This window comes from Pelagibacterium flavum (assembly GCF_025854335.1).
Classification (GTDB): domain Bacteria; phylum Pseudomonadota; class Alphaproteobacteria; order Rhizobiales; family Devosiaceae; genus Pelagibacterium; species Pelagibacterium flavum.
In genome coordinates, this window is the sequence record NZ_CP107716.1 from 3,028,432 (window position 1) to 3,045,326 (window position 16,895).

Annotated in this window: 19 protein-coding genes; 5 read left to right on the top strand and 14 right to left on the bottom strand. The window is 61.1% G+C overall.

Going from position 1 to position 16,895, the window contains the following annotated elements:
• Positions 1-2 precede the first annotated feature (2 nt).
• Complete coding sequence (locus OF122_RS15220) at positions 3-695, bottom strand: hypothetical protein (RefSeq protein WP_264225039.1); 693 nt, start codon at positions 693-695, stop codon at positions 3-5.
• Between the two features lie 460 nt (positions 696-1,155).
• Here OF122_RS15220 and OF122_RS15225 point away from each other — a divergent pair, with 460 nt between their 5' ends.
• A complete protein-coding gene (locus OF122_RS15225) occupies positions 1,156-2,307 on the top strand; it encodes a DUF2336 domain-containing protein (RefSeq protein ID WP_264225040.1) in 1,152 nt (383 codons plus the stop codon).
• Between the two features lie 64 nt (positions 2,308-2,371).
• Here OF122_RS15225 and OF122_RS15230 read toward each other — a convergent pair whose 3' ends face one another.
• From OF122_RS15230 to OF122_RS15240, 3 genes are read right to left on the bottom strand one after another with little or no spacing between them, the layout of a single operon-like run.
• Complete coding sequence (locus OF122_RS15230) at positions 2,372-2,707, bottom strand: DUF1491 family protein (protein ID WP_264225041.1); 336 nt, start codon at positions 2,705-2,707, stop codon at positions 2,372-2,374.
• An 11-nt stretch (positions 2,708-2,718) separates the two neighbouring features.
• On the bottom strand, positions 2,719-3,690 hold the full coding sequence (locus tag OF122_RS15235) for a peptidoglycan-binding domain-containing protein (protein ID WP_264225042.1): 972 nt from the start codon (positions 3,688-3,690) through the stop codon (positions 2,719-2,721).
• Positions 3,687-5,492 (bottom strand): sensor histidine kinase, encoded by a 1,806-nt coding sequence (locus OF122_RS15240; protein WP_264225043.1) that lies wholly within the window; start codon positions 5,490-5,492, stop codon positions 3,687-3,689. Before OF122_RS15240 ends, OF122_RS15235 begins: the two co-directional genes overlap by 4 nt.
• Positions 5,493-5,820: 328 nt before the next feature.
• Here OF122_RS15240 and OF122_RS15245 point away from each other — a divergent pair, with 328 nt between their 5' ends.
• Positions 5,821-6,096, top strand: coding sequence for a hypothetical protein (locus OF122_RS15245; RefSeq protein WP_264225044.1), 276 nt, complete (start codon positions 5,821-5,823; stop codon positions 6,094-6,096).
• Between the two features lie 48 nt (positions 6,097-6,144).
• Positions 6,145-6,576 (top strand): SufE family protein, encoded by a 432-nt coding sequence (locus OF122_RS15250; protein ID WP_264225045.1) that lies wholly within the window; start codon positions 6,145-6,147, stop codon positions 6,574-6,576.
• Here the strand turns inward: OF122_RS15250 and OF122_RS15255 are convergent.
• The 10 genes from OF122_RS15255 to OF122_RS15300 form a co-directional block, all read right to left on the bottom strand.
• Positions 6,573-7,058 carry a DUF6456 domain-containing protein gene (locus OF122_RS15255; RefSeq protein WP_264225046.1) on the bottom strand — a complete coding sequence of 162 codons (486 nt, stop codon included), beginning with the start codon at positions 7,056-7,058 and terminating at the stop codon, positions 6,573-6,575. The two genes, OF122_RS15250 and OF122_RS15255, sit on opposite strands and share 4 nt — an antisense overlap.
• Complete coding sequence (locus OF122_RS15260; protein ID WP_264225047.1) at positions 7,045-7,452, bottom strand: helix-turn-helix domain-containing protein; 408 nt, start codon at positions 7,450-7,452, stop codon at positions 7,045-7,047. The genes OF122_RS15255 and OF122_RS15260 overlap by 14 nt, the downstream gene beginning before the upstream one ends.
• A gap of 150 nt (positions 7,453-7,602) precedes the next feature.
• Positions 7,603-8,025, bottom strand: coding sequence for a MucR family transcriptional regulator (locus OF122_RS15265; protein WP_264225048.1), 423 nt, complete (start codon positions 8,023-8,025; stop codon positions 7,603-7,605).
• A 134-nt stretch (positions 8,026-8,159) separates the two neighbouring features.
• On the bottom strand, positions 8,160-8,513 hold the full coding sequence (mnhG, locus tag OF122_RS15270; RefSeq protein WP_264225049.1) for a monovalent cation/H(+) antiporter subunit G: 354 nt from the start codon (positions 8,511-8,513) through the stop codon (positions 8,160-8,162).
• Positions 8,510-8,836, bottom strand: a complete 327-nt coding sequence (locus OF122_RS15275; protein WP_264225050.1) for a cation:proton antiporter — start codon at positions 8,834-8,836, stop codon at positions 8,510-8,512. Before OF122_RS15275 ends, mnhG begins: the two co-directional genes overlap by 4 nt.
• A complete protein-coding gene (locus OF122_RS15280; protein WP_264225051.1) occupies positions 8,833-9,312 on the bottom strand; it encodes a Na+/H+ antiporter subunit E in 480 nt (159 codons plus the stop codon). The genes OF122_RS15275 and OF122_RS15280 overlap by 4 nt, the downstream gene beginning before the upstream one ends.
• On the bottom strand, positions 9,309-10,901 hold the full coding sequence (locus OF122_RS15285) for a Na+/H+ antiporter subunit D (protein ID WP_264225052.1): 1,593 nt from the start codon (positions 10,899-10,901) through the stop codon (positions 9,309-9,311). The genes OF122_RS15280 and OF122_RS15285 overlap by 4 nt, the downstream gene beginning before the upstream one ends.
• A gap of 13 nt (positions 10,902-10,914) precedes the next feature.
• Positions 10,915-11,292 (bottom strand): Na+/H+ antiporter subunit C, encoded by a 378-nt coding sequence (locus tag OF122_RS15290; RefSeq protein ID WP_264225053.1) that lies wholly within the window; start codon positions 11,290-11,292, stop codon positions 10,915-10,917.
• Positions 11,292-11,723, bottom strand: a complete 432-nt coding sequence (locus OF122_RS15295) for an MnhB domain-containing protein (RefSeq protein WP_264225054.1) — start codon at positions 11,721-11,723, stop codon at positions 11,292-11,294. The genes OF122_RS15290 and OF122_RS15295 overlap by 1 nt, the downstream gene beginning before the upstream one ends.
• Positions 11,720-14,095, bottom strand: coding sequence for a putative monovalent cation/H+ antiporter subunit A (locus OF122_RS15300; protein ID WP_264225055.1), 2,376 nt, complete (start codon positions 14,093-14,095; stop codon positions 11,720-11,722). The genes OF122_RS15295 and OF122_RS15300 overlap by 4 nt, the downstream gene beginning before the upstream one ends.
• Before the next feature lie 203 nt (positions 14,096-14,298).
• On the opposite strand from OF122_RS15300, the gene msrB reads away from it, so the two are divergent.
• Positions 14,299-14,697, top strand: coding sequence for a peptide-methionine (R)-S-oxide reductase MsrB (gene msrB / locus OF122_RS15305; protein WP_264225056.1), 399 nt, complete (start codon positions 14,299-14,301; stop codon positions 14,695-14,697).
• 82 nt (positions 14,698-14,779) lie between these two features.
• Positions 14,780-16,858: a S9 family peptidase gene (locus OF122_RS15310; protein ID WP_264225057.1), complete on the top strand. Its 2,079-nt coding sequence runs from the start codon at positions 14,780-14,782 to the stop codon at positions 16,856-16,858.
• The last annotated feature ends 37 nt before the right edge of the window (positions 16,859-16,895 follow it).

Here is a 16,895-nt window from a genome sequence, read left to right on the forward strand (position 1 = left end):
GCCTACTTTCGTACCAGCGGTTCAGGCGTGAACGGCGCCGTCGCGTAACGCGAGGCGATGGCCGTGTCCTTGAAGATCAATCCGTCCCCGCCGGAAAGGCAGAAATCGCCCGCCTGGGCCCGAGCCACGTAAGGTTGCATCCGCGCAAGCTGGGCGTCCACGACGCGACCTTCTTCATGCGGCGTTTCGACGAGAAGACGCTCAAGCGCGACAGAATAGGACTGATAGCGGTAGGTGAGCGCCCGGGTAAACCAGCCGATCGTCTGGTCGTTTTCCCATTTGCGGGCCGCGACCTGCGCCGCCGCGTCGGGGGCGGCGAGTGTCACGTTGGAAACAGCTATGGCGCGCTGGCGGTCCACTTCGATGACGCGGCAGATGGCGGCGAAGGTTGTGGGAATGGTTGCGATGTCGATGGCGATATCATCTGCCACCTTGCGGTATCGGACCCGAGAAGACTGGTACTGCGTGCTGCGCAGGGTCGAATAATAGCGATCCGCGATAAACCGGGTATCGAGATTGGCTGCAATGCGGGTGCGCTGAAGTTCGACGGCTGTGTCGTAGAACCAGTCATGAGCGTGCGGCGCGATGAGGAAACGCCAGACACGGTCATGCATCTCGCGTTCCTGATCGGTCTGATTGAAGGCCGAAACGGGCTCGCCATCGGCTGCAGCGCGCGCATTTCCCAGGGTCGGCATGATACGATCATGGAGCACGCCGGGCGCTGCGCGGCCGAAATCACCCGTTGGCCGGGCGCAGCCGGACAGCAACAAACACGCTACGGCTGCACATGCGCCGCCAAGCAACCAGTCCTTCAAAATCTTCAGCCCTTGCGGGTCCGCCTGATCTTTGGCCCCGGTGCGGGCTTATGCCCTCCGGCCCCGCGCTCATAGCGAACCCCTGTGAACAATATGACCTGCGCGCCCGGTCCGCCGGCTTTTGCCGGTGCAGAGCGGGCATCCTTGGGGCTGAATTTTACCAGCATACCCATAATTGGCCTCGTGGTGCGTCCGGTCCTCCGCTTACCCCAGCCGGCACCATGCCGTCCCGGATCCGAACATTACGCATTAAGACTTCGTCAAGGTTAACAGTCCGCTAACGAATCTCAGTCAATAGTGAGCAACAAGCAAGAGTGGACCGGGGGATCGAGTCGACCAAATGATCGGCTTTCAGCCATACGAAACGTTTCAGCTGCTGATTGAAACCGGCGGCGTCGAGCGGGCCAACACACTTCTGGTGGCCGCATGCGATGCCTATGCGCGACGCAGCAAGCCTTTGGCCGCCGAGGCCGAGCAGTTCGAGGCGTTGGCCCGACGCCTGTTTCCCACAGCCGCACCTACGGCCCGAGCCAAGGCGGCGGGTATTCTGGCGAGCGCGCAGCACCTGACACCCCAGCTCGAAATCCTGGTCTATGACCATCTGGGCACCGGTCTGATCGCCCATCTCGAACGCGCGCAATCGCTTTCAGACGATTTGCTGGAGCGGCTGATCGACAAGGGCAACACGGACGTGATCGCGGCCATCGCCCGGCGCCCTGCCCTGTCCAATGCCATCCTGGCCCGGCTGTTTCCGATCAACAGCCGCAAGGTCTATCGCGCGCTGGCTGCCAACACATCCATTGCGCCCCGTGGCGCCTACCTCAACGCGCTGACCCGTTCCGCCGAGATGGACCACGAAGTCGCCGCGATCCTTGCCGGGCGCGAGGATTTCGACGCGGCGCTTCTGACCGGCGTATTCTTCGATCTGCCCGAGGAGGGCCGGATCAACGTGTTGCGCGCCTATGCCCGCCGCAATCTGCCGCAAGCGCCCATGATGCGGACATTCGAGCAGATTTCGGTGGCCACCAACGAATTTACCGGGGCGCTCATGAAGCTGTTCTCGGAAAACCGCCGGCCAAAGATCACGCGCCTTCTCAGCCAGATCACCGGGCTCGATGAAATGCGTTGCGCCGAAATCGCCCACGACACGAGCGGCGCAGCGCTGTTCGTGGTGCTGCGGGCCTTCGGGTGCACGTCCTATGACGGGCTCAAAGTGCTCATTCATGCGACCAGCCACGATGCCGACCGATCCAAGACACTCGCGAGCTTTGCGCGGATGTTCGATGAAATCAGCGTCCCAGCCATGGTCTATGTGATGAGCGCCTGGCGGGGCGATGTCCGGCCCGCCGAACTCACCCGGCCCGAGTATGCGCGTTTCGTCGAGCCCAGCCGGCGGACACCCGAAGCCAATCCGGCGTCGAGAACCGGGACCGTGGGCGATCAGGCCATCGAGGCTCTCGACCGGATGAAATCCGCGCGCAAGGCGGGCTAGGAACAATCGGCAACCCTGTTGGGGCATCAATGACTGAATGTCGATTTAGTCCTAAGGTCTGGCCCTAGATCAGATCGAGCCCAAGGTCATCGGTGCGACAATCGACAGAGAGGACCCAGAGGTCCTGATCGAACTCGATTTCTCGCGCAATGCGATCCCTGACGGTCTGCGGGTCGGTGCGCTCGAAACGCTTCTGGAACACACGGTCGTCAGGAGGCGTGTCCATCAAGGCGCCGGGGGCCGGGGTAAAGAGCGAGACCGTACCGTCCAGGTGGTCGACTTCGATCCAGATCTGGCCGGCAATCGAATCGCCACGCCGCGAAACGACGCAGAAATTGCCCATATTGTTGTGGCGGCGCACGAAAGCGGCGCACCAGATGTCCGACCGAAGCTGCTGCATGAAGGCCAGCGTTACAGGAAAGCCCCGGCCTCGACCAGCATCTGACGCAGCACGGGGCTGACTTCGCCTGTCGGCCGGTAATTGTTGAAAATCTGGAACTGGCGAATGGCGCGCGCCGTCGCCTCGTCGGCAACACCATTGACCGGCCCTTGCAGGAAGCCAAGACGGCTCAGGCCGCGCTGAATATCGCTGACCAGATCGCCATTAAGAACGGCTGGAACGCTGGGCTCGGCCGTTGCCTCGGGCGCCTGGGGATCGGCGACGGGTACATCGGGCGAAATATCGGCGACCGTCTGGCGCTCGACGCTATTGGCCGGCGTCGGGGCCGTTTCCTGCATCTGGGCGAGAAGCGGGGCGATATCGTCGGTTTGCGGGGCCGCGGCAACCGGGGCCGGTTGCGGCGCCTGAGAGGTTTGCAAGGGAGCTTCCCTTACGGCCTTGATCACCTGAGGCGTTGCGGCGCCGGTGCGCGGGAGATTGAAGCGTGCCTCGAAATCGCGAATGGCGTCAGCAGTCCGGGGGCCGTAATAGCCATCGACAGTGCCATCGAAAATACCCATCGCCTTGAGCTTTTCCTGCAGGTCGGCAATGTCCTGGTTGCCAATGGCCGGGGGTGCGGACTCTTGCGCGGCCGGGGCGGGCGCTTCTGCCTGCTGGCTCGTGGCGGGCGCTGACACAGGTGCGACGGGTTCAGCAACGGGCCGCTGCGGGATCTCGGCGGGCTCGACCACGACCGGCTCGATCGACACAGGTTGCGCGGCACCTGCCGATCCTGACGTAAACAGCGGCGCGGGGTGGCGCGTGTCTTGCAGAAACAGCGCGTTGGTGGCCGCCATCAGGGTCAGACCGGAGATCAGCACAAGGCCGGTCGACGCCATGGGCGAACGGGCAAAACGCGTAGCGCCCCACGAAAGGGCGTGACCGATCATGCTGGCGGCACCAGCGCCTAGAGCGAGGGGAATCTGGGCAATGCCGGCGTTCATTGTGCTGCGCTTCTTTTTTCGTCTTCGAGCCATTTGTTTTCGTCGCTATCGCGCTTGGTCGCGTAAAGATGTTCGATGGTTGCCGAGCTTTTGCCTGCGCCCAGCGGGCCTTCGAGTGGCAGGAGCACGCTTATGGTGGTTCCCAGGCCCTGCTCGGACGCCACATCAAGCAGGCCCCCGTGCAGGCTGACCAGCCCCTTGACGATCGAGAGGCCCAGCCCGGTGCCCTCGTAGCGCCGTGAAAGGCTGTCCTGACCCTGCAAGAACGGCTCGCCGATCCGCTCGACCGTCTCGGGGGGCATGCCTATTCCCGAATCACTGACCGAGATGGCGAGCATTTTGCCCTGGCGGCGCATGGCCAGCGTGACTATGCCACCATCATGACTGAATTTCACGGCGTTGGAGAGCAGATTTATCAAAATCTGCCGGCAGGCCCGCTCATCGCCCATGATCTGGGGCAATTTCTCGGGAACCGCGGCCTCGATGGTGACGGCACGATCGCGGGCCAGGGTTTCAACCATCTGCATGCACGGCTCGACCAGCGCCTGGGGCGCAAACAGTTCGGCGTGAACCTCGAACTTGCCGGCCTCGATCTTGGACATATCGAGCAGCATGTTGACGACGTCGAGAAGGTGATGGCCGCTGCGGCTGATGTGGCCGGCATATTCGGCGTGGGTCGGAGACAGCGTGCCGCCGATCCCTTCGGCCATCATGTCGGAAAAGCCCACAATGGCGTTGAGCGGCGTGCGCAACTCATGGCCGATGGTGGCAAGGAAGCGCGATTTGGCTTCCGAGGCCTCTTCGGCCTGCTTGCGCGCCGCATCGACCTGACGCTCGGCGTCCTTGCGCGCGCTGACATCGCGAAGGACCGCCAACACGTCGTTCGATGAACCGGTGGCACATTCGCCTTCCAGCGGCGCGAGCGCGAATTCGACCCAGATATAGCGCGCTCCGGCGCCCGGTTCGGCATCGTCGCGGCGCAGACGCAGTTCGATGGTGCTTGCCCCGGTGCCATTCGATGCGTCCGAAATGGCCTTGCGGTAAGCGGGACGGTCCATGACATGGACGCGCTCGAAAAGGCCGGCGCCGTCGAGCTCGAAGGTGCGGCAGCCCAGGAGATTGCCCGCAGAGCGCGAAATGAAGACCGGGCCGCCATCCGCGCCATAACGCACCACGGCGCCGAGGATGTTTTCTGCCAATACTGCAAAGGCGCGGGTCTGGGATACCGGGGATTCGGCCGAGATAATTTCGAGCCGGGTGGCACTGATGGCCGCCACCGCCGCGAAAACGGCAAGTGCTATGAATGCGAAGGGTTGCAGCGAGCCTTGCAATGCCGCCGAAACGGGGCCGGTTGCAAATGCACTGGCCAAGAGAACCAGCGCCGGAATGGACCAGGCGAGCACGCGGTATCGGCTCTTGGCGAGGACCTGGCCGTAAAGCGCGGCCATAAGCGCGAAAGCAAGTCCAAGATCGATCATGGCCGGATCGCCCACGGCGATCACTGCGGCGGCTAGGCCGAGCGCCAGGGCGTGAACCGCAATTGTGGGTTCGAAATCGCCGCGCAAAAGCAGGGCACCCGAAACCGCGACAAGCCCCGAGGCGACCATTGTTGCGACCAGGGGTGCAACATTGCCGCCAAAAAGCATGACGAGGGACAAGGCCATCGTCAGACCCAGGCCAGCCATCATTGCGAGTGTGTTGAGCGCCAGAACACGATGCAGCACGGTATTGCGCTGGCCGGACCGTATGGGGGCCGCCGCAAACTGAGAGGCAATAGTGAAATCCGCAAAGGGGTTACGCATGAAATGCTCAACTTTTAGATGCCGCGATACGCTGCGGCCTTGCTTCAGGACGGCGTCCCTCGGCTGGACCACACTTCCACCCAAGCCCTAAGACACCATTAAGTCGGACGGCCTGAGGCAGGCTCGAACCGGAATCGGTGAACGTTCGGGGCAGGTTTCTGGGGGTAGCGTAAACAGAGTCTTGCTTAACGGCGTGCTGTCGAGACCGAAGGCATTTGGACAAAATACGCATAAAATTTTAGGCGAGTTTGCTAAAAATGCTTCACGGCGGAACGCTAGCCTGTCCCTCGACGCTGTCCATATGTCCCGGACGACGAGGTTTGGTTTCATGTTTGTTGTTCGTTCCGCCTTCTGGCTTTCCGCCGCCTTTCTCATCATGGCGCCCAGTGCGGGCATGGATGTCGGCGCTTCAGCGCGCACGACCGGCGAACGCCTGGCCAGCCAGGGCGCCCAGGCGGTCAGCCAAACGCTGATGCCCGCAGACTGCCAAAGCGTCGAGTGCGCCGTGGGGCGGACGGTGTTGGCCCAGATCGCCACGCCGCAGGCAACGGAACCGGCGACAATGAGTGCCTTCCCCCCTCCCCGTCCCGCTTGGGCATACTGATGGACCTGCCCCCTTCCAATGGATGGGATCAGGGACTAAATAGCGGGCATGAATACTACAGCCGCTTTTGACGAAATCGCCGACAATCTGTCCTTCCTCGACGACTGGGAGGACCGGTATCGCTACATCATCGAGCTGGGGCAGAGCCTGGCTCCACTGACCGAAGACGAGCACAGCGCCAGCAACAAGGTGCATGGATGCGCATCGCAGGTGTGGCTGGTGACCGAAAGCGAGCCAAGTGACGCGGGCACGGTGCTGACCTTCCGGGGTGATTCCGATGCGATGATCGTGCGGGGGTTGGTGGCCATTGTCCTGGCGCTTTATTCGGGCCGCACGGCAGCCGATATCGCGGCGACCGACGCGCTTCCGATTCTGGATTCGATCGGGCTGCGCGAGCATCTTTCCACACAGCGCTCGAACGGGCTGGCGGCCATGGTTACGCGCCTGCGCGCTGACGCGCAGGCCGCTGTGCAGGTTTAACCGAACTCGGTGGGTCGCGCACCGTCGCCGAGCCAGTTTCGGGTCGTGGCTGTTTCCCGACCGGTGACGCTGGCGGTCAAGCCGAACCGGGCTGCCAGCGCTTCGAGCCCGATACGCAGCACCAGCTTTGCGCTGCGCCGGGGCCATCCCCGTTCGCGCTCGATATCCTGAAGACCCTTTTCATAGCCGCAGACATCCAGGACGATCTGAGCGCAATCACGGGGCAAATCGGCGTAGATCGCCGCCAATTGCCGCCGGGCATCAAGCGCCATATCGCCAACATCGTCAGTATGCCCGCCGTGCCCCCGATCCACGCGGGGGCCATAATTCATGGTGGTGCGGGCCCGTAGCCGGCTGCGCTCGAACAGCTTCTGCAGACGCGAGGCCGCCTCCAGGTGATGAGCCTCGAGAAAAGCCGGTTCTCCGTTGCGGGCGCGGGACAACTGCCCCAACGCGGCCGGCCAAGCATCAGCCGCGGGCATAGTTGTCCTCCCCGATTGCGATCTCGAGCGCGCAAGGCCGATGTCGCGCCTTGTCGATGCGTTCTTCGAGTTCGAGGAGGCGACGATCGTATTCGCCTCCATCGTCGCGCATGTCCTCGACCTGCCCGCAGGCATAGGCGACCGTTGTGCGGTCCCGACCGAAGAACTGGCCGACCTGGGTCATGGTCATGCCCAAAAGCACGTGACACAGATACATTGCCAATTGCCGAGCGCCAGCCGTGTGCAGGCGCATGCGCGAGGGAGCGAAAAAATCGCAGTACCGCACCCCCGTTTCGGCTGACACGGTGCGGACGACAAGCTTGCAGTTACGTCGTTGCGCCTCCGACAACCGATTACGTTCAAGCCGTGCTGCCGTGGATATCCAAATCGCCATAGGACCACTCTCTCATAGATAGGATATAATTCCTATACGGGAGACGTGGCAATGCGGGGATAAGTGGGTGTCCGGAAATTCAGAAACCGGGAGCGCGGATACGAAAAGGGCCGCTTACGCGGACCTTACACGATTCAAATGTGTTGAGTATCAACCGGCCTTGCGGCCCAGTCCATTGTCCTTGGCCAGCTTGGAACGCGTGGCGGAATAGGACGGCGCGACCATCGGATAGTCAGCAGGCAGGCCCCATTTTTCGCGGTATTCTTCCGGCGAAAGATTGTAGTGGGTGCGCAGGTGCCGCTTGAGCGACTTGAATTTTTTCCCGTCCTCAAGGCAGACGATATAATCGGACGTGACCGATTTGCGCACGGGAACCGCAGGCTTTTTCTCTTCGACCGGGGCGGCGGCTTCTTCCGCGCCAAGCGAACGAAGCGCTGCATGGACTTCCGAAATCAATTTCGGCAGATCGGTCGGGCTGATAGCATTGTGGCTGACATAGGCAGCGACAATTTCTGTACTGTATTCAACAAGGTCCAACTCGGCCCTGTTCTCGGCATTCGCCGGAGCGGTCATCGAAAATCCCTTCTTGCGTATGGGAGCTATTTGCCGGGGCGGGCTGAGCCCGGGGGAACCCCTTACTCCGCAATTAATGTTGTTTTGCTAATTATGCAACCATCGGGCAACAACTTGGCAAAATTTAGAGTGAATTATTCTTTACTTGGCAATCCGCCGGATTTCTCCAGATCATCGACAACGAAGTGTGTCGTGGGACGGTAGCCGGCGATGTAAGACGCCCGCGCCAACAGATGTGCCGAGATGGGCGCAGTCAGCATGAAAAAGACAAAGCCGATCAAGGCGCGCAGAATCACAGAACCGTCAAAGCTGACCAGCGCTATGGCAAGTAGCGTGAGCCCCGAACCGACGGTGCCGGCCTTGGAGCCTGAATGCATGCGGGTATAGAGGTCCGGCAGCCGCACAATGCCGAGGGCGGCTGCGAAACTGAACAAGGCGCCGACGATCACCATAATGCCGGCGAGATAATAGAGCGTCTCGACGATCATTTCCGGCTCTCCTCAAGATGATCTTCGCGAGCGGCGGCGTCGATCTGCCAGCGCTGGAGAATGAACCTGGCGAATGCGACGGTGGACAGGAACCCGACCAGCCCCAATGCAATGGCGATGTCGAGATAGAGCATGAAGCCGGTGCGCAGGGCGATTGCGGCGATATAGCCGATAACCACGGCGATCAGCATATCGAGGCCCAGCACACGGTCGGGCAGGCTGGGGCCAACGACGATGCGATAGATCGTGACGAGAAGCGCCGCGGTGAGAACACCGAGCGAAACCGTGGTGGCCAGATGGAGAAATTCGGGGCCCGACATCATTCAAACACCTCGATGATCCGTGCTTCGAACCCGTTCTTGATCGAAGCGATGACATCCTCGCGGTCGTTCATCTCGAGCACGTGGATGTAGAGCGTCGCGCGATCATCGGACACGTCGACGCTCAACGTACCGGGGGTGAGCGTAATCAGGTTTGCAAGCAGGGTGATCTGAGCATCGCTCGTGACCGTGAGCGGATAGGCGATGATACCCGGAGCAAGCCGCTTTTCCATATTGGGCGAGACGACAAGGATGGCCACCCGCCACGCCGACAAGGCAAGCTCATAGAAAAACAGGGCGGCGAGAGAGATCGCGCGAACAAACCGGCGAGTCATATGGGGCCGATCCACCCGATCACGGATGAACAGGACAGCCATCGCGCCAACGAAGGCCCCGAGCAGAAGATTGAGCAGCGTGAAGGAGCCGGTGACGGCCGCCCAGACCAGCGACAGTGTTATGACCAGAAAGGCAAAGCTCATGGCTGGGGCACCTGTGCAAACACGGCGTCTATATAGCTTGTGGGCGAGAGCATATCATGAGCGGCAATGCCCGATGCGGTAAAGAGCCAATCGGGGAAAAGGCCGAAAACCACGATAAGGGCAAAAAGGGCCGCTGTCGGCACGAGGCCCATGGCAATTTCGCGCCCGGACAAGGGCCGCAAATCGTCATTGGGCTGTTCGGATCGCTCGCCCTCCTGCCCATTGCGCCAGAAGATGTGCGCCCAAAGACGGCTGGCGGCGATGACGGTGAGGAACGAGTTGAACAGGACTGCAAAAACCAGCCACCAGTTTGCGGCGCGGATGCCACCCTCGACCAGCAAGATCTTGGGCCAGATGCCAAGGAAAGGCGGCAGGCCGGAAATGGCAAACACCATGATGACAAAGAGGATCGACATGGGAGCGCTGGCGCCATAGATGCCGCCCATCTTGCGAATATCGCTGGTGCCGCTCATGCGCTCGATCAGGCCCGCCAGAAGATAGAAGGCGGTAACGGTAAGCATGGAATGGAAGGCGTAAAAGATTGCGCCGCCGATGCCATGGGTCGTGCCCAGCGCGAAGCCTGCGAAAATGGCGCCGATGCCACCGATGACCAGAAAGCCCACGGCGCGGCGCAGATTGGTCTGCGCCAAAGCGCCCAGCGGCCCGAGAATAAGCGTCGCGAAGGCGACAACGGCAATCACGGTCTGGATCTGGGCATAGCCTTCGGGCAGCGCCATGGTGAGCACGCGAATGGCGGCATAGGCGCCAACCTTTGTCAGCAGACCGCCAAAGATGGCCGACACGGAAACGGCGGGCGTGTGATAGGAGGCGGGCAGCCAGGCATTGGCGGGAAAGGCCGCCGCCTTTACGCCAAAGGCGAAAAGAAACAGCACCGAGACCGTGACCAGGGGACCGATGGGCAGATCGGCGCCTTTTGCGACCAGATCGGCGAAATTGAGCGTTCCGGTGAGGCCGTAAAGATAGGCGATGGCGACGAGAAAGAACGTGGTCGCGAGGAAATTGAGAAAGCCGTATTTGATGGCGCCATCAAGCTGAAGCTTTCGCCCGCCAAGGATCATCATGCCGAACGAGGAAATCAGCATGACTTCAAACCACACATAGAGGTTGAAGATATCCCCGGTCAGGAACGATCCGCTGACCCCGCACAAGAGCAGCAGCAGCATCGGGTAAAATCCGAAGCGATGCCCCCGGTCAGTCAGCTCGACCTGGGCGTAAAACGCGACGACGAGCGCGGCAATGGACGCGGCGAGCGAAAACAGCGCGCTGGTCATGTCCGCAGCAAAGGTAATGCCGAAAGGCGGCAGCCATTTGCCCATGGTCATGGCGATCGGGCCGCTCTCAAAGACGCGCAAAAGCAGGTAGATGTTGGACACCATGATCGCCAGGATCACCGCCGCGGCAAAGGTAAGCTGGACGTGGCGCTGGTTGCGCAGCATGACGAGCAGACCCGCGCCGAGAAGCGCCAGGGCAACCGGCCACACGACGATCCAATCGGCAGCAGGGGTTGCCACATCGATCATGGCCGTGGGCAGTTCGAGCGAGTCGTATGATGTACCGGCAGTCGCCATTATTGTTTTGACCCTAGTAACTCAGGGGAGGCCGAGGCGCATTTTCAGGCTCGGCGACGCGCATGTTGTCTGTGTTGTCGGCATCGAGTTCCTGATAGGCGCGATAGCCGAGCACGAGCAGGAACGAGAACAGGGCAAATCCAATGACGATGGCGGTCAGGATCAGCGCCTGGGGCAGCGGATTGGTCGACCCTTCGAGCGGGAAATATTCACCCGCCGGAACGATGGGCGGCACCTCGGCCGTCAGCCGGCCAATGGTGAAGATCAGCAGATTGACGCCATTGCCCAGGATCGCAACGCCCAAGAGCATGCGAATGATAGCCTTGGATAAAAGCAGGTAGGCGGCGGCGGTAAAGAACAGGCCGATCAATCCTGCGAGCGCAACTTCCATCAGTCGTCTCCCTCTTCGCCTTCTTCGCCTTCGAGCGCCAGAGCAATGGTGCCCACAGCGCCCACGACGACCGCATAGACCCCGATATCGAAAATCAACGGCGTGGAGAGAGCGATTTCAGTGCCCTCGAACTCGAATATCCACCACAGGCCGGTGAGGAACGGCACGTCGGCGGCCAGCGAGATGAAACCGGCCATGGCGGCGAGCACGACGCCCAAGCCCGCCAAGGCGATCGGATGGACGCGCAACGCCTGTCGGCAGGCGCTTACGCCCGCGGCGATACCGTAAATCGCGATGCCCGACGCGCCGATCAGTCCGCCGATGAAGCCGCCACCGGGTTCGTTGTGGCCACGCAGCAAAACAAAGATGGAAAAGACGATCATCAGCGCCGTCAGCACCGGTGCGGCTGTCTTGAAGATAACGGTATTCATTTCGAACTCCCGATCCTGCGCCCGCGCCCGGCCCTTGCCCCTTGCGTCCCGCTGGTCGAGGCGCGCAGACGGATGAGGGCGAGGATCGCCAGGCCGGCGGCCATGACCACTGAAATCTCGCCCAGCGTATCAATTGCGCGATAGTCCACGAGGATGACGTTGACGACGTTTCGTCCGTGGGCAATTGGCGTACTGGTCGCCCGGAACAGCTCGGTCAGTGACAGATCAAGATCAGTCTGGAGCACGACGAGCAACAATATCGTGATGCCAAGGCCGACCGCCAGGGAAACCATACCGTCGCGCAAGCCGGTTTCGAGGTCGCGGCTGTCAGCTTCATCAAGGTGCAGCCGGGTCATGACGAGAGCCAGGATGATGACGGTCAGGGTTTCGACCATGAACTGGGTGAAGCTCAGATCCGGCGCGCCGAACAGCATGAAGATGACGGCGACCGCAAAGCCCTGAACGCCCAGAGCGACGATGGCGGTAAGGCGGGTTCGGGCGGCAAGGACGGCTACAAGCCCTATAGCCGCTATGCCGATGGCACCCCACTCATAGAAATTGAGCGTTGGCCAGGCCGGCATCGGCGGCAGGCTGTCGGTAACCAGCAGGGGCGCAAAAATGGCAATGGCCAGCACCGTGAACATCAAGAGCAGATACCACTCCAAACGCCCGTGATGGAGAACCCGGGTTACCCGATCGGCGACCCGCACAAGGCCGAACATGAGGGCATCGAAGCCGATATCGAAGGTCCAGCCGATGGCCTCGCCGGTGCGCCGCAGTGTGGAGCGAACCGCATCAGCCTTCCACAGCAGCACACCGCCCAGCGCCCATGTGGCGATGGACGCCCAGACGGCGGGGTTGGTGAGATCGAAGGCGAGATGGATATGGGCATCGACGGCGGAATTGTAGATCGCCCCGCCCGCCGGATCGAGCACGGCGTGATTGAGCCAGTCTGTAAACAGGCCCGCTGAAATGCCGAGGACGGCCAGAGTGACAGGGCCGGAATAAAGGCTCAGCGGGCCTTCATGGGGGGCGTGCGGGGTCGGACGGAGATCGCCCAGGAAGGGTTTGAACGCGATCATGAGCCCGACAACCATCATAAGCGCATTGCCGATGATGAGCACGGCAAGGAACATGAGGTCGGGCCACAGACCGGAGGTCAGCGCCAGATACATTTCTTCCTTGGCCAGAAAGCCGATGGCGATGGGGAAACCTGCCATGGAAAAGCCGGCCAGAACGGCCGCGATAAAGGTGATCGGCATGGCCTCGCGCAGCCCGCCAAGGAGGGTAATGTCGCGCGTGCCGGTGCCATGATCGATGGTACCTGCGATCATGAACAGTGCGCCCTTGAACAGGGAGTGAGCGCAAAGGTAAAGCAGCGCGCCGAGAATGGCCTCCTTGGTACCGAACCCGATGAGCATGACCAGAAGACCGAGCGAACCCAGAGTGGTGTAGGCCAGCATCTGCTTGAGATCGGTCTGTCGAACGGCCAGAGCGCTGCCCATCAAAAGCGTTGCGCCGCCAAAGAGGGTCAGAATCCAGAACCAGGGCTCGGTATCGCCCAGAATGGGCGTCATGCGGGCCAGAAGATACACGCCGGCCTTCACCATGGTGGCCGAGTGCAGATAGGCCGAAACGGGCGTTGGCGCTTCCATGGCGTTGGGGAGCCAGAAGTGCAGCGGAACCTGAGCTGATTTGGCGAAAGCTCCGGTTACGACCAGCAGCATGGCGACGAGATAAAGGCCGCTCTCCTGCGCTGTGCCGGCGGTGACAAGCATGCCGGTCAGCGATTTTTCTCCGGTGATGAGCGCCAAGACGATGAGGCCGGCCAGGAGCGCAAGTCCGCCGCCGCCAGTAACGACAAGCGCCTGAATGGCGGCACGCCGCGCGGCCTGGCGGGAGTGATCGAACCCGATCAGGAGGAAGGAGGTGATCGAGGTCAACTCCCAGAAGACGAACAGGGTGAAGATATTGTCGGCCAGAACAAGGCCGAGCATCGAGCCCATGAACATCAGGATGTAGGAAAAGAACCGTCCCTGGTGGGGATGACCGGCCAGATAGCCGCCGGAGTAAATGACGATAAAGGTGCCGATGCCCGAAATCAGCACCCCGAAGATCAGGCTCAGCCCGTCGATGAAGAAGGAAAACGAAATCCCATACGCCGGAATCCAGTCGAGCCCGACGCGAATGACAGAAAAATCGGCAATCGGGCCGATGAAAGAGAGAAAAGTCGCAAAAATGGCGGCGGGAACAATGGCCAGTATCCAGCCAGCCGATGGCCCGGCAAAAGTCTTGATCCAGGGCGCGAATACGGCCGCTATGAATGGAGCGACCGCGATCAGCGCGACAATCACATCAAGACCTGGTCCCAAGCGAGCCCCCGAACTTCATTTCACCATCCAATCACTGCCGGGCGCAGCCGAAAGGAATCAATGGCGCAAACAGTACCGATCCCCGCCGCAAGCTCAACCAAAACCGGTCGATTGGAACGCAATATTGACCCGGACAGTTGTGATAACCACATTGACACCGGCTGATACAAGTCTGAGTGCACAACCGTCAGGAGTGGCGCAAGATGAACGATACGCAGAAGACATCCAATAGCGAGTGGCGCGATAAATTGACGCCCGAACAATATCATGTAACACGCGAACATGGCACCGAGCGTGCCTTTTCCCATGCCTATAATGTGGAAAAACGCGAGGGCGTGTATCACTGCGTGTGTTGTGACGCGCCGCTTTTCACCTCCGATACAAAGTATGATTCAGGTTCGGGCTGGCCGAGCTTTTTCCAGCCGGTTTCCGAAGATGCGATCAAGGAAATCGACGACAGAAGCCATTTCATGCGGCGCACAGAAATCCGCTGTGCCAATTGCGATGCCCATATCGGGCACGTCTTTCCAGACGGCCCGGCCCCAACGGGCCTGCGCTATTGCACCAACGGGCTTGCACTGGACTTCAAGCCCGAAGAATAGTGGCGACGTTCTTTTAAAATTTTTGCCGAGCCCTTCCGCGTTTCGTTTTTCTGGAAGCGCTCCAGCCTCTCAAGGATAGACCATGACCGACATCGCGCCACCCGTTGCCGCGCAACGCTCCCATTCGGACACGCGGCACGGGATGACCCGCAACGACCCCTATAACTGGCTGCGGGCCGACAATTGGCGCGAGGTCATGGCCGACCCCACTGTCCTGCCCGGCGATATCCGCGAGTATCTCGAGGCGGAAAACGCGTGGTACGAAGCGGGCTTCGGGAAGCCGACCGAGGCGCTGCGCGAGAAGATCTATTCGGAAATCCGCGGGCGGATCAAAGAGGACGACAGTTCGGTCCCCTCGCCTGACGGACCGTTTGCCTATGCTTCCCGGACGCGCGAGGGCGATCAGTATCCGCTGATCGTGCGCACGCCCCGCGACGGTGGCGACGAGAGCGTGCTGCTTGATTGCAACCTCGAAGCCGGCGAGGGCTATTTCGGGTTTGGGGGCGCCGAACATTCGCCATGCCACACGATGATGGCCTGGGCGGCGGACCGGAACGGGTCGGAGTACTACACGATCTTCATCCGCGACCTCGATACGGGCAAGGATCGCGACGAGCGGATCGAAAAATCCGGCAGCGGCGCTGTTTGGGGCAATGATTCAGCGCGGTTCTATTATGTCGAACTCGATGAGAACCACCGGCCCTTCCGGGTGCGCGAGCATGTGCTGGGCACCAGCCAGGCCGATGATGCGATCGTTTACGAAGAAAAGGATGCGGGCTTTTTCGTTGGTGCGGGGATGACGCAATCGCGGCGCTACCTCACCATTTCCGCCCATGACCATCAGACCTCGGAAGTCTGGCTGATCGATGCGGAAAAAGGCGGCGCGCCATTCTGCGTGGAAAAGCGGCACGAGAACACCGAATATTCTCTCGAGGAACGGGACGGCACGCTTTACATCCTGACCAATGACGCTGAGGCCGAAGACTTCAAGATCGTCACCGCTCCGGTCGACGCGCCTGGGGTGGACAACTGGACCGATCTGGTGCCGCACGAGGCGGGGCGGCTGATCCTCGATGTCGAGGTGATCGCCAACCATCTGATCCGGCTCGAGCGCAAGGACGGCCTGCCGCGGATCGTGGTGCGCGACCTGCGCGATGGACACGAGCAGACAATTTCGTTTCCCGAGGAAGCCTATTCGCTGGGGCTGATCCCGGGCTACGAATTCGATACGGCAACGATCCGGTTTTCCTATTCCTCGCCCACCACACCGGCGCAGATTTTCGACCTCGATCTTGCGAGCGGCGAGCGGGTGTTGCGCAAGCAGCAGGAAGTGCCCTCGGGGCACGATCCTGACCTCTATGAAACGCGCCGACTGTTTGCCAAGGCACCGGACGGCGAGGATGTGCCGGTCACTTTGCTTTACCGCAAGGGCCTCAAGCTGGACGGCAGCGCCCCTGCCCTGCTCTACGGATATGGTGCCTATGGGCATTCCATCCCGGCGGGCTTTTCGGTTTCGGTGCTTTCGCTCGTCGACCGTGGGTTCGTCTATGCAATTGCCCATATCCGCGGCGGAATGGACAAGGGGTATCGCTGGTACAAGAACGGGCGCGCGGCGCACAAGACCAACACGTTTTCCGATTTCATCGCCGCAGCGGAAATGCTGATCGAAAAGGGTTATTCGTCCAAGGGCCGAATCGTGGCCGAAGGCGGGTCGGCGGGCGGCATGCTGATGGGCGCCATCGCCAATATGCGGCCCGAATTGTGGGCCGGTGTCATGGCGATCGTGCCGTTCGTGGATGTGCTCAACACCATGCTGGATGACACGCTGCCGCTCACCCCGCCCGAATGGCCTGAGTGGGGTAACCCGATTACCTCGGAAGACGATTACCGGCGGATCGCCGCCTATTCACCCTACGACAATGTCGAGGCCAAGTCCTATCCGCCAATCCTGGTGCTGGCAGGGCTGACGGACCCGCGCGTCACCTATTGGGAGCCGGCAAAATGGGTCGCCAAACTGCGTGCAACCAAGACCGACGAGAACGCATTGTACCTGCGCACCAACATGGATGCCGGCCATGGTGGCGCGTCGGGACGCTTTGAACGGATCAAGGAGACGGCGATCACTTATGCCTTTGCACTGAAATGTGCCCAATTGGCATAAGTTTTCCCGCGCAACCGTTGCACCGGTGTCATGGCGA

What these genes read in the sequence shown, in the direction of transcription:
- OF122_RS15265 (WP_264225048.1), bottom strand. Translation starts at nt 8,025, where the DNA reads ATGACCGCTCCGGCGAATGCCGAGAACAGGGCCGAGTTGGACCTTGTT.
- OF122_RS15290 (WP_264225053.1), bottom strand. Translation starts at nt 11,292, where the DNA reads ATGGAAGTTGCGCTCGCAGGATTGATCGGCCTGTTCTTTACCGCCGCC.
- OF122_RS15245 (WP_264225044.1), top strand. Translation starts at nt 5,821, where the DNA reads ATGTTTGTTGTTCGTTCCGCCTTCTGGCTTTCCGCCGCCTTTCTCATC.
- OF122_RS15255 (WP_264225046.1), bottom strand. Translation starts at nt 7,058, where the DNA reads ATGCCCGCGGCTGATGCTTGGCCGGCCGCGTTGGGGCAGTTGTCCCGC.
- OF122_RS15275 (WP_264225050.1), bottom strand. Translation starts at nt 8,836, where the DNA reads ATGATGTCGGGCCCCGAATTTCTCCATCTGGCCACCACGGTTTCGCTC.
- OF122_RS15240 (WP_264225043.1), bottom strand. Translation starts at nt 5,492, where the DNA reads ATGCGTAACCCCTTTGCGGATTTCACTATTGCCTCTCAGTTTGCGGCG.
- OF122_RS15220 (WP_264225039.1), bottom strand. Translation starts at nt 695, where the DNA reads ATGCCGACCCTGGGAAATGCGCGCGCTGCAGCCGATGGCGAGCCCGTT.
- OF122_RS15285 (WP_264225052.1), bottom strand. Translation starts at nt 10,901, where the DNA reads ATGGCGACTGCCGGTACATCATACGACTCGCTCGAACTGCCCACGGCC.
- OF122_RS15310 (WP_264225057.1), top strand. Translation starts at nt 14,780, where the DNA reads ATGACCGACATCGCGCCACCCGTTGCCGCGCAACGCTCCCATTCGGAC.
- OF122_RS15280 (WP_264225051.1), bottom strand. Translation starts at nt 9,312, where the DNA reads ATGAGCTTTGCCTTTCTGGTCATAACACTGTCGCTGGTCTGGGCGGCC.
- msrB (WP_264225056.1), top strand. Translation starts at nt 14,299, where the DNA reads ATGAACGATACGCAGAAGACATCCAATAGCGAGTGGCGCGATAAATTG.
- OF122_RS15295 (WP_264225054.1), bottom strand. Translation starts at nt 11,723, where the DNA reads ATGAATACCGTTATCTTCAAGACAGCCGCACCGGTGCTGACGGCGCTG.
- OF122_RS15225 (WP_264225040.1), top strand. Translation starts at nt 1,156, where the DNA reads ATGATCGGCTTTCAGCCATACGAAACGTTTCAGCTGCTGATTGAAACC.
- OF122_RS15235 (WP_264225042.1), bottom strand. Translation starts at nt 3,690, where the DNA reads ATGAACGCCGGCATTGCCCAGATTCCCCTCGCTCTAGGCGCTGGTGCC.
- OF122_RS15260 (WP_264225047.1), bottom strand. Translation starts at nt 7,452, where the DNA reads ATGGCGATTTGGATATCCACGGCAGCACGGCTTGAACGTAATCGGTTG.
- mnhG (WP_264225049.1), bottom strand. Translation starts at nt 8,513, where the DNA reads ATGATCGTCGAGACGCTCTATTATCTCGCCGGCATTATGGTGATCGTC.
- OF122_RS15250 (WP_264225045.1), top strand. Translation starts at nt 6,145, where the DNA reads ATGAATACTACAGCCGCTTTTGACGAAATCGCCGACAATCTGTCCTTC.
- OF122_RS15230 (WP_264225041.1), bottom strand. Translation starts at nt 2,707, where the DNA reads ATGCAGCAGCTTCGGTCGGACATCTGGTGCGCCGCTTTCGTGCGCCGC.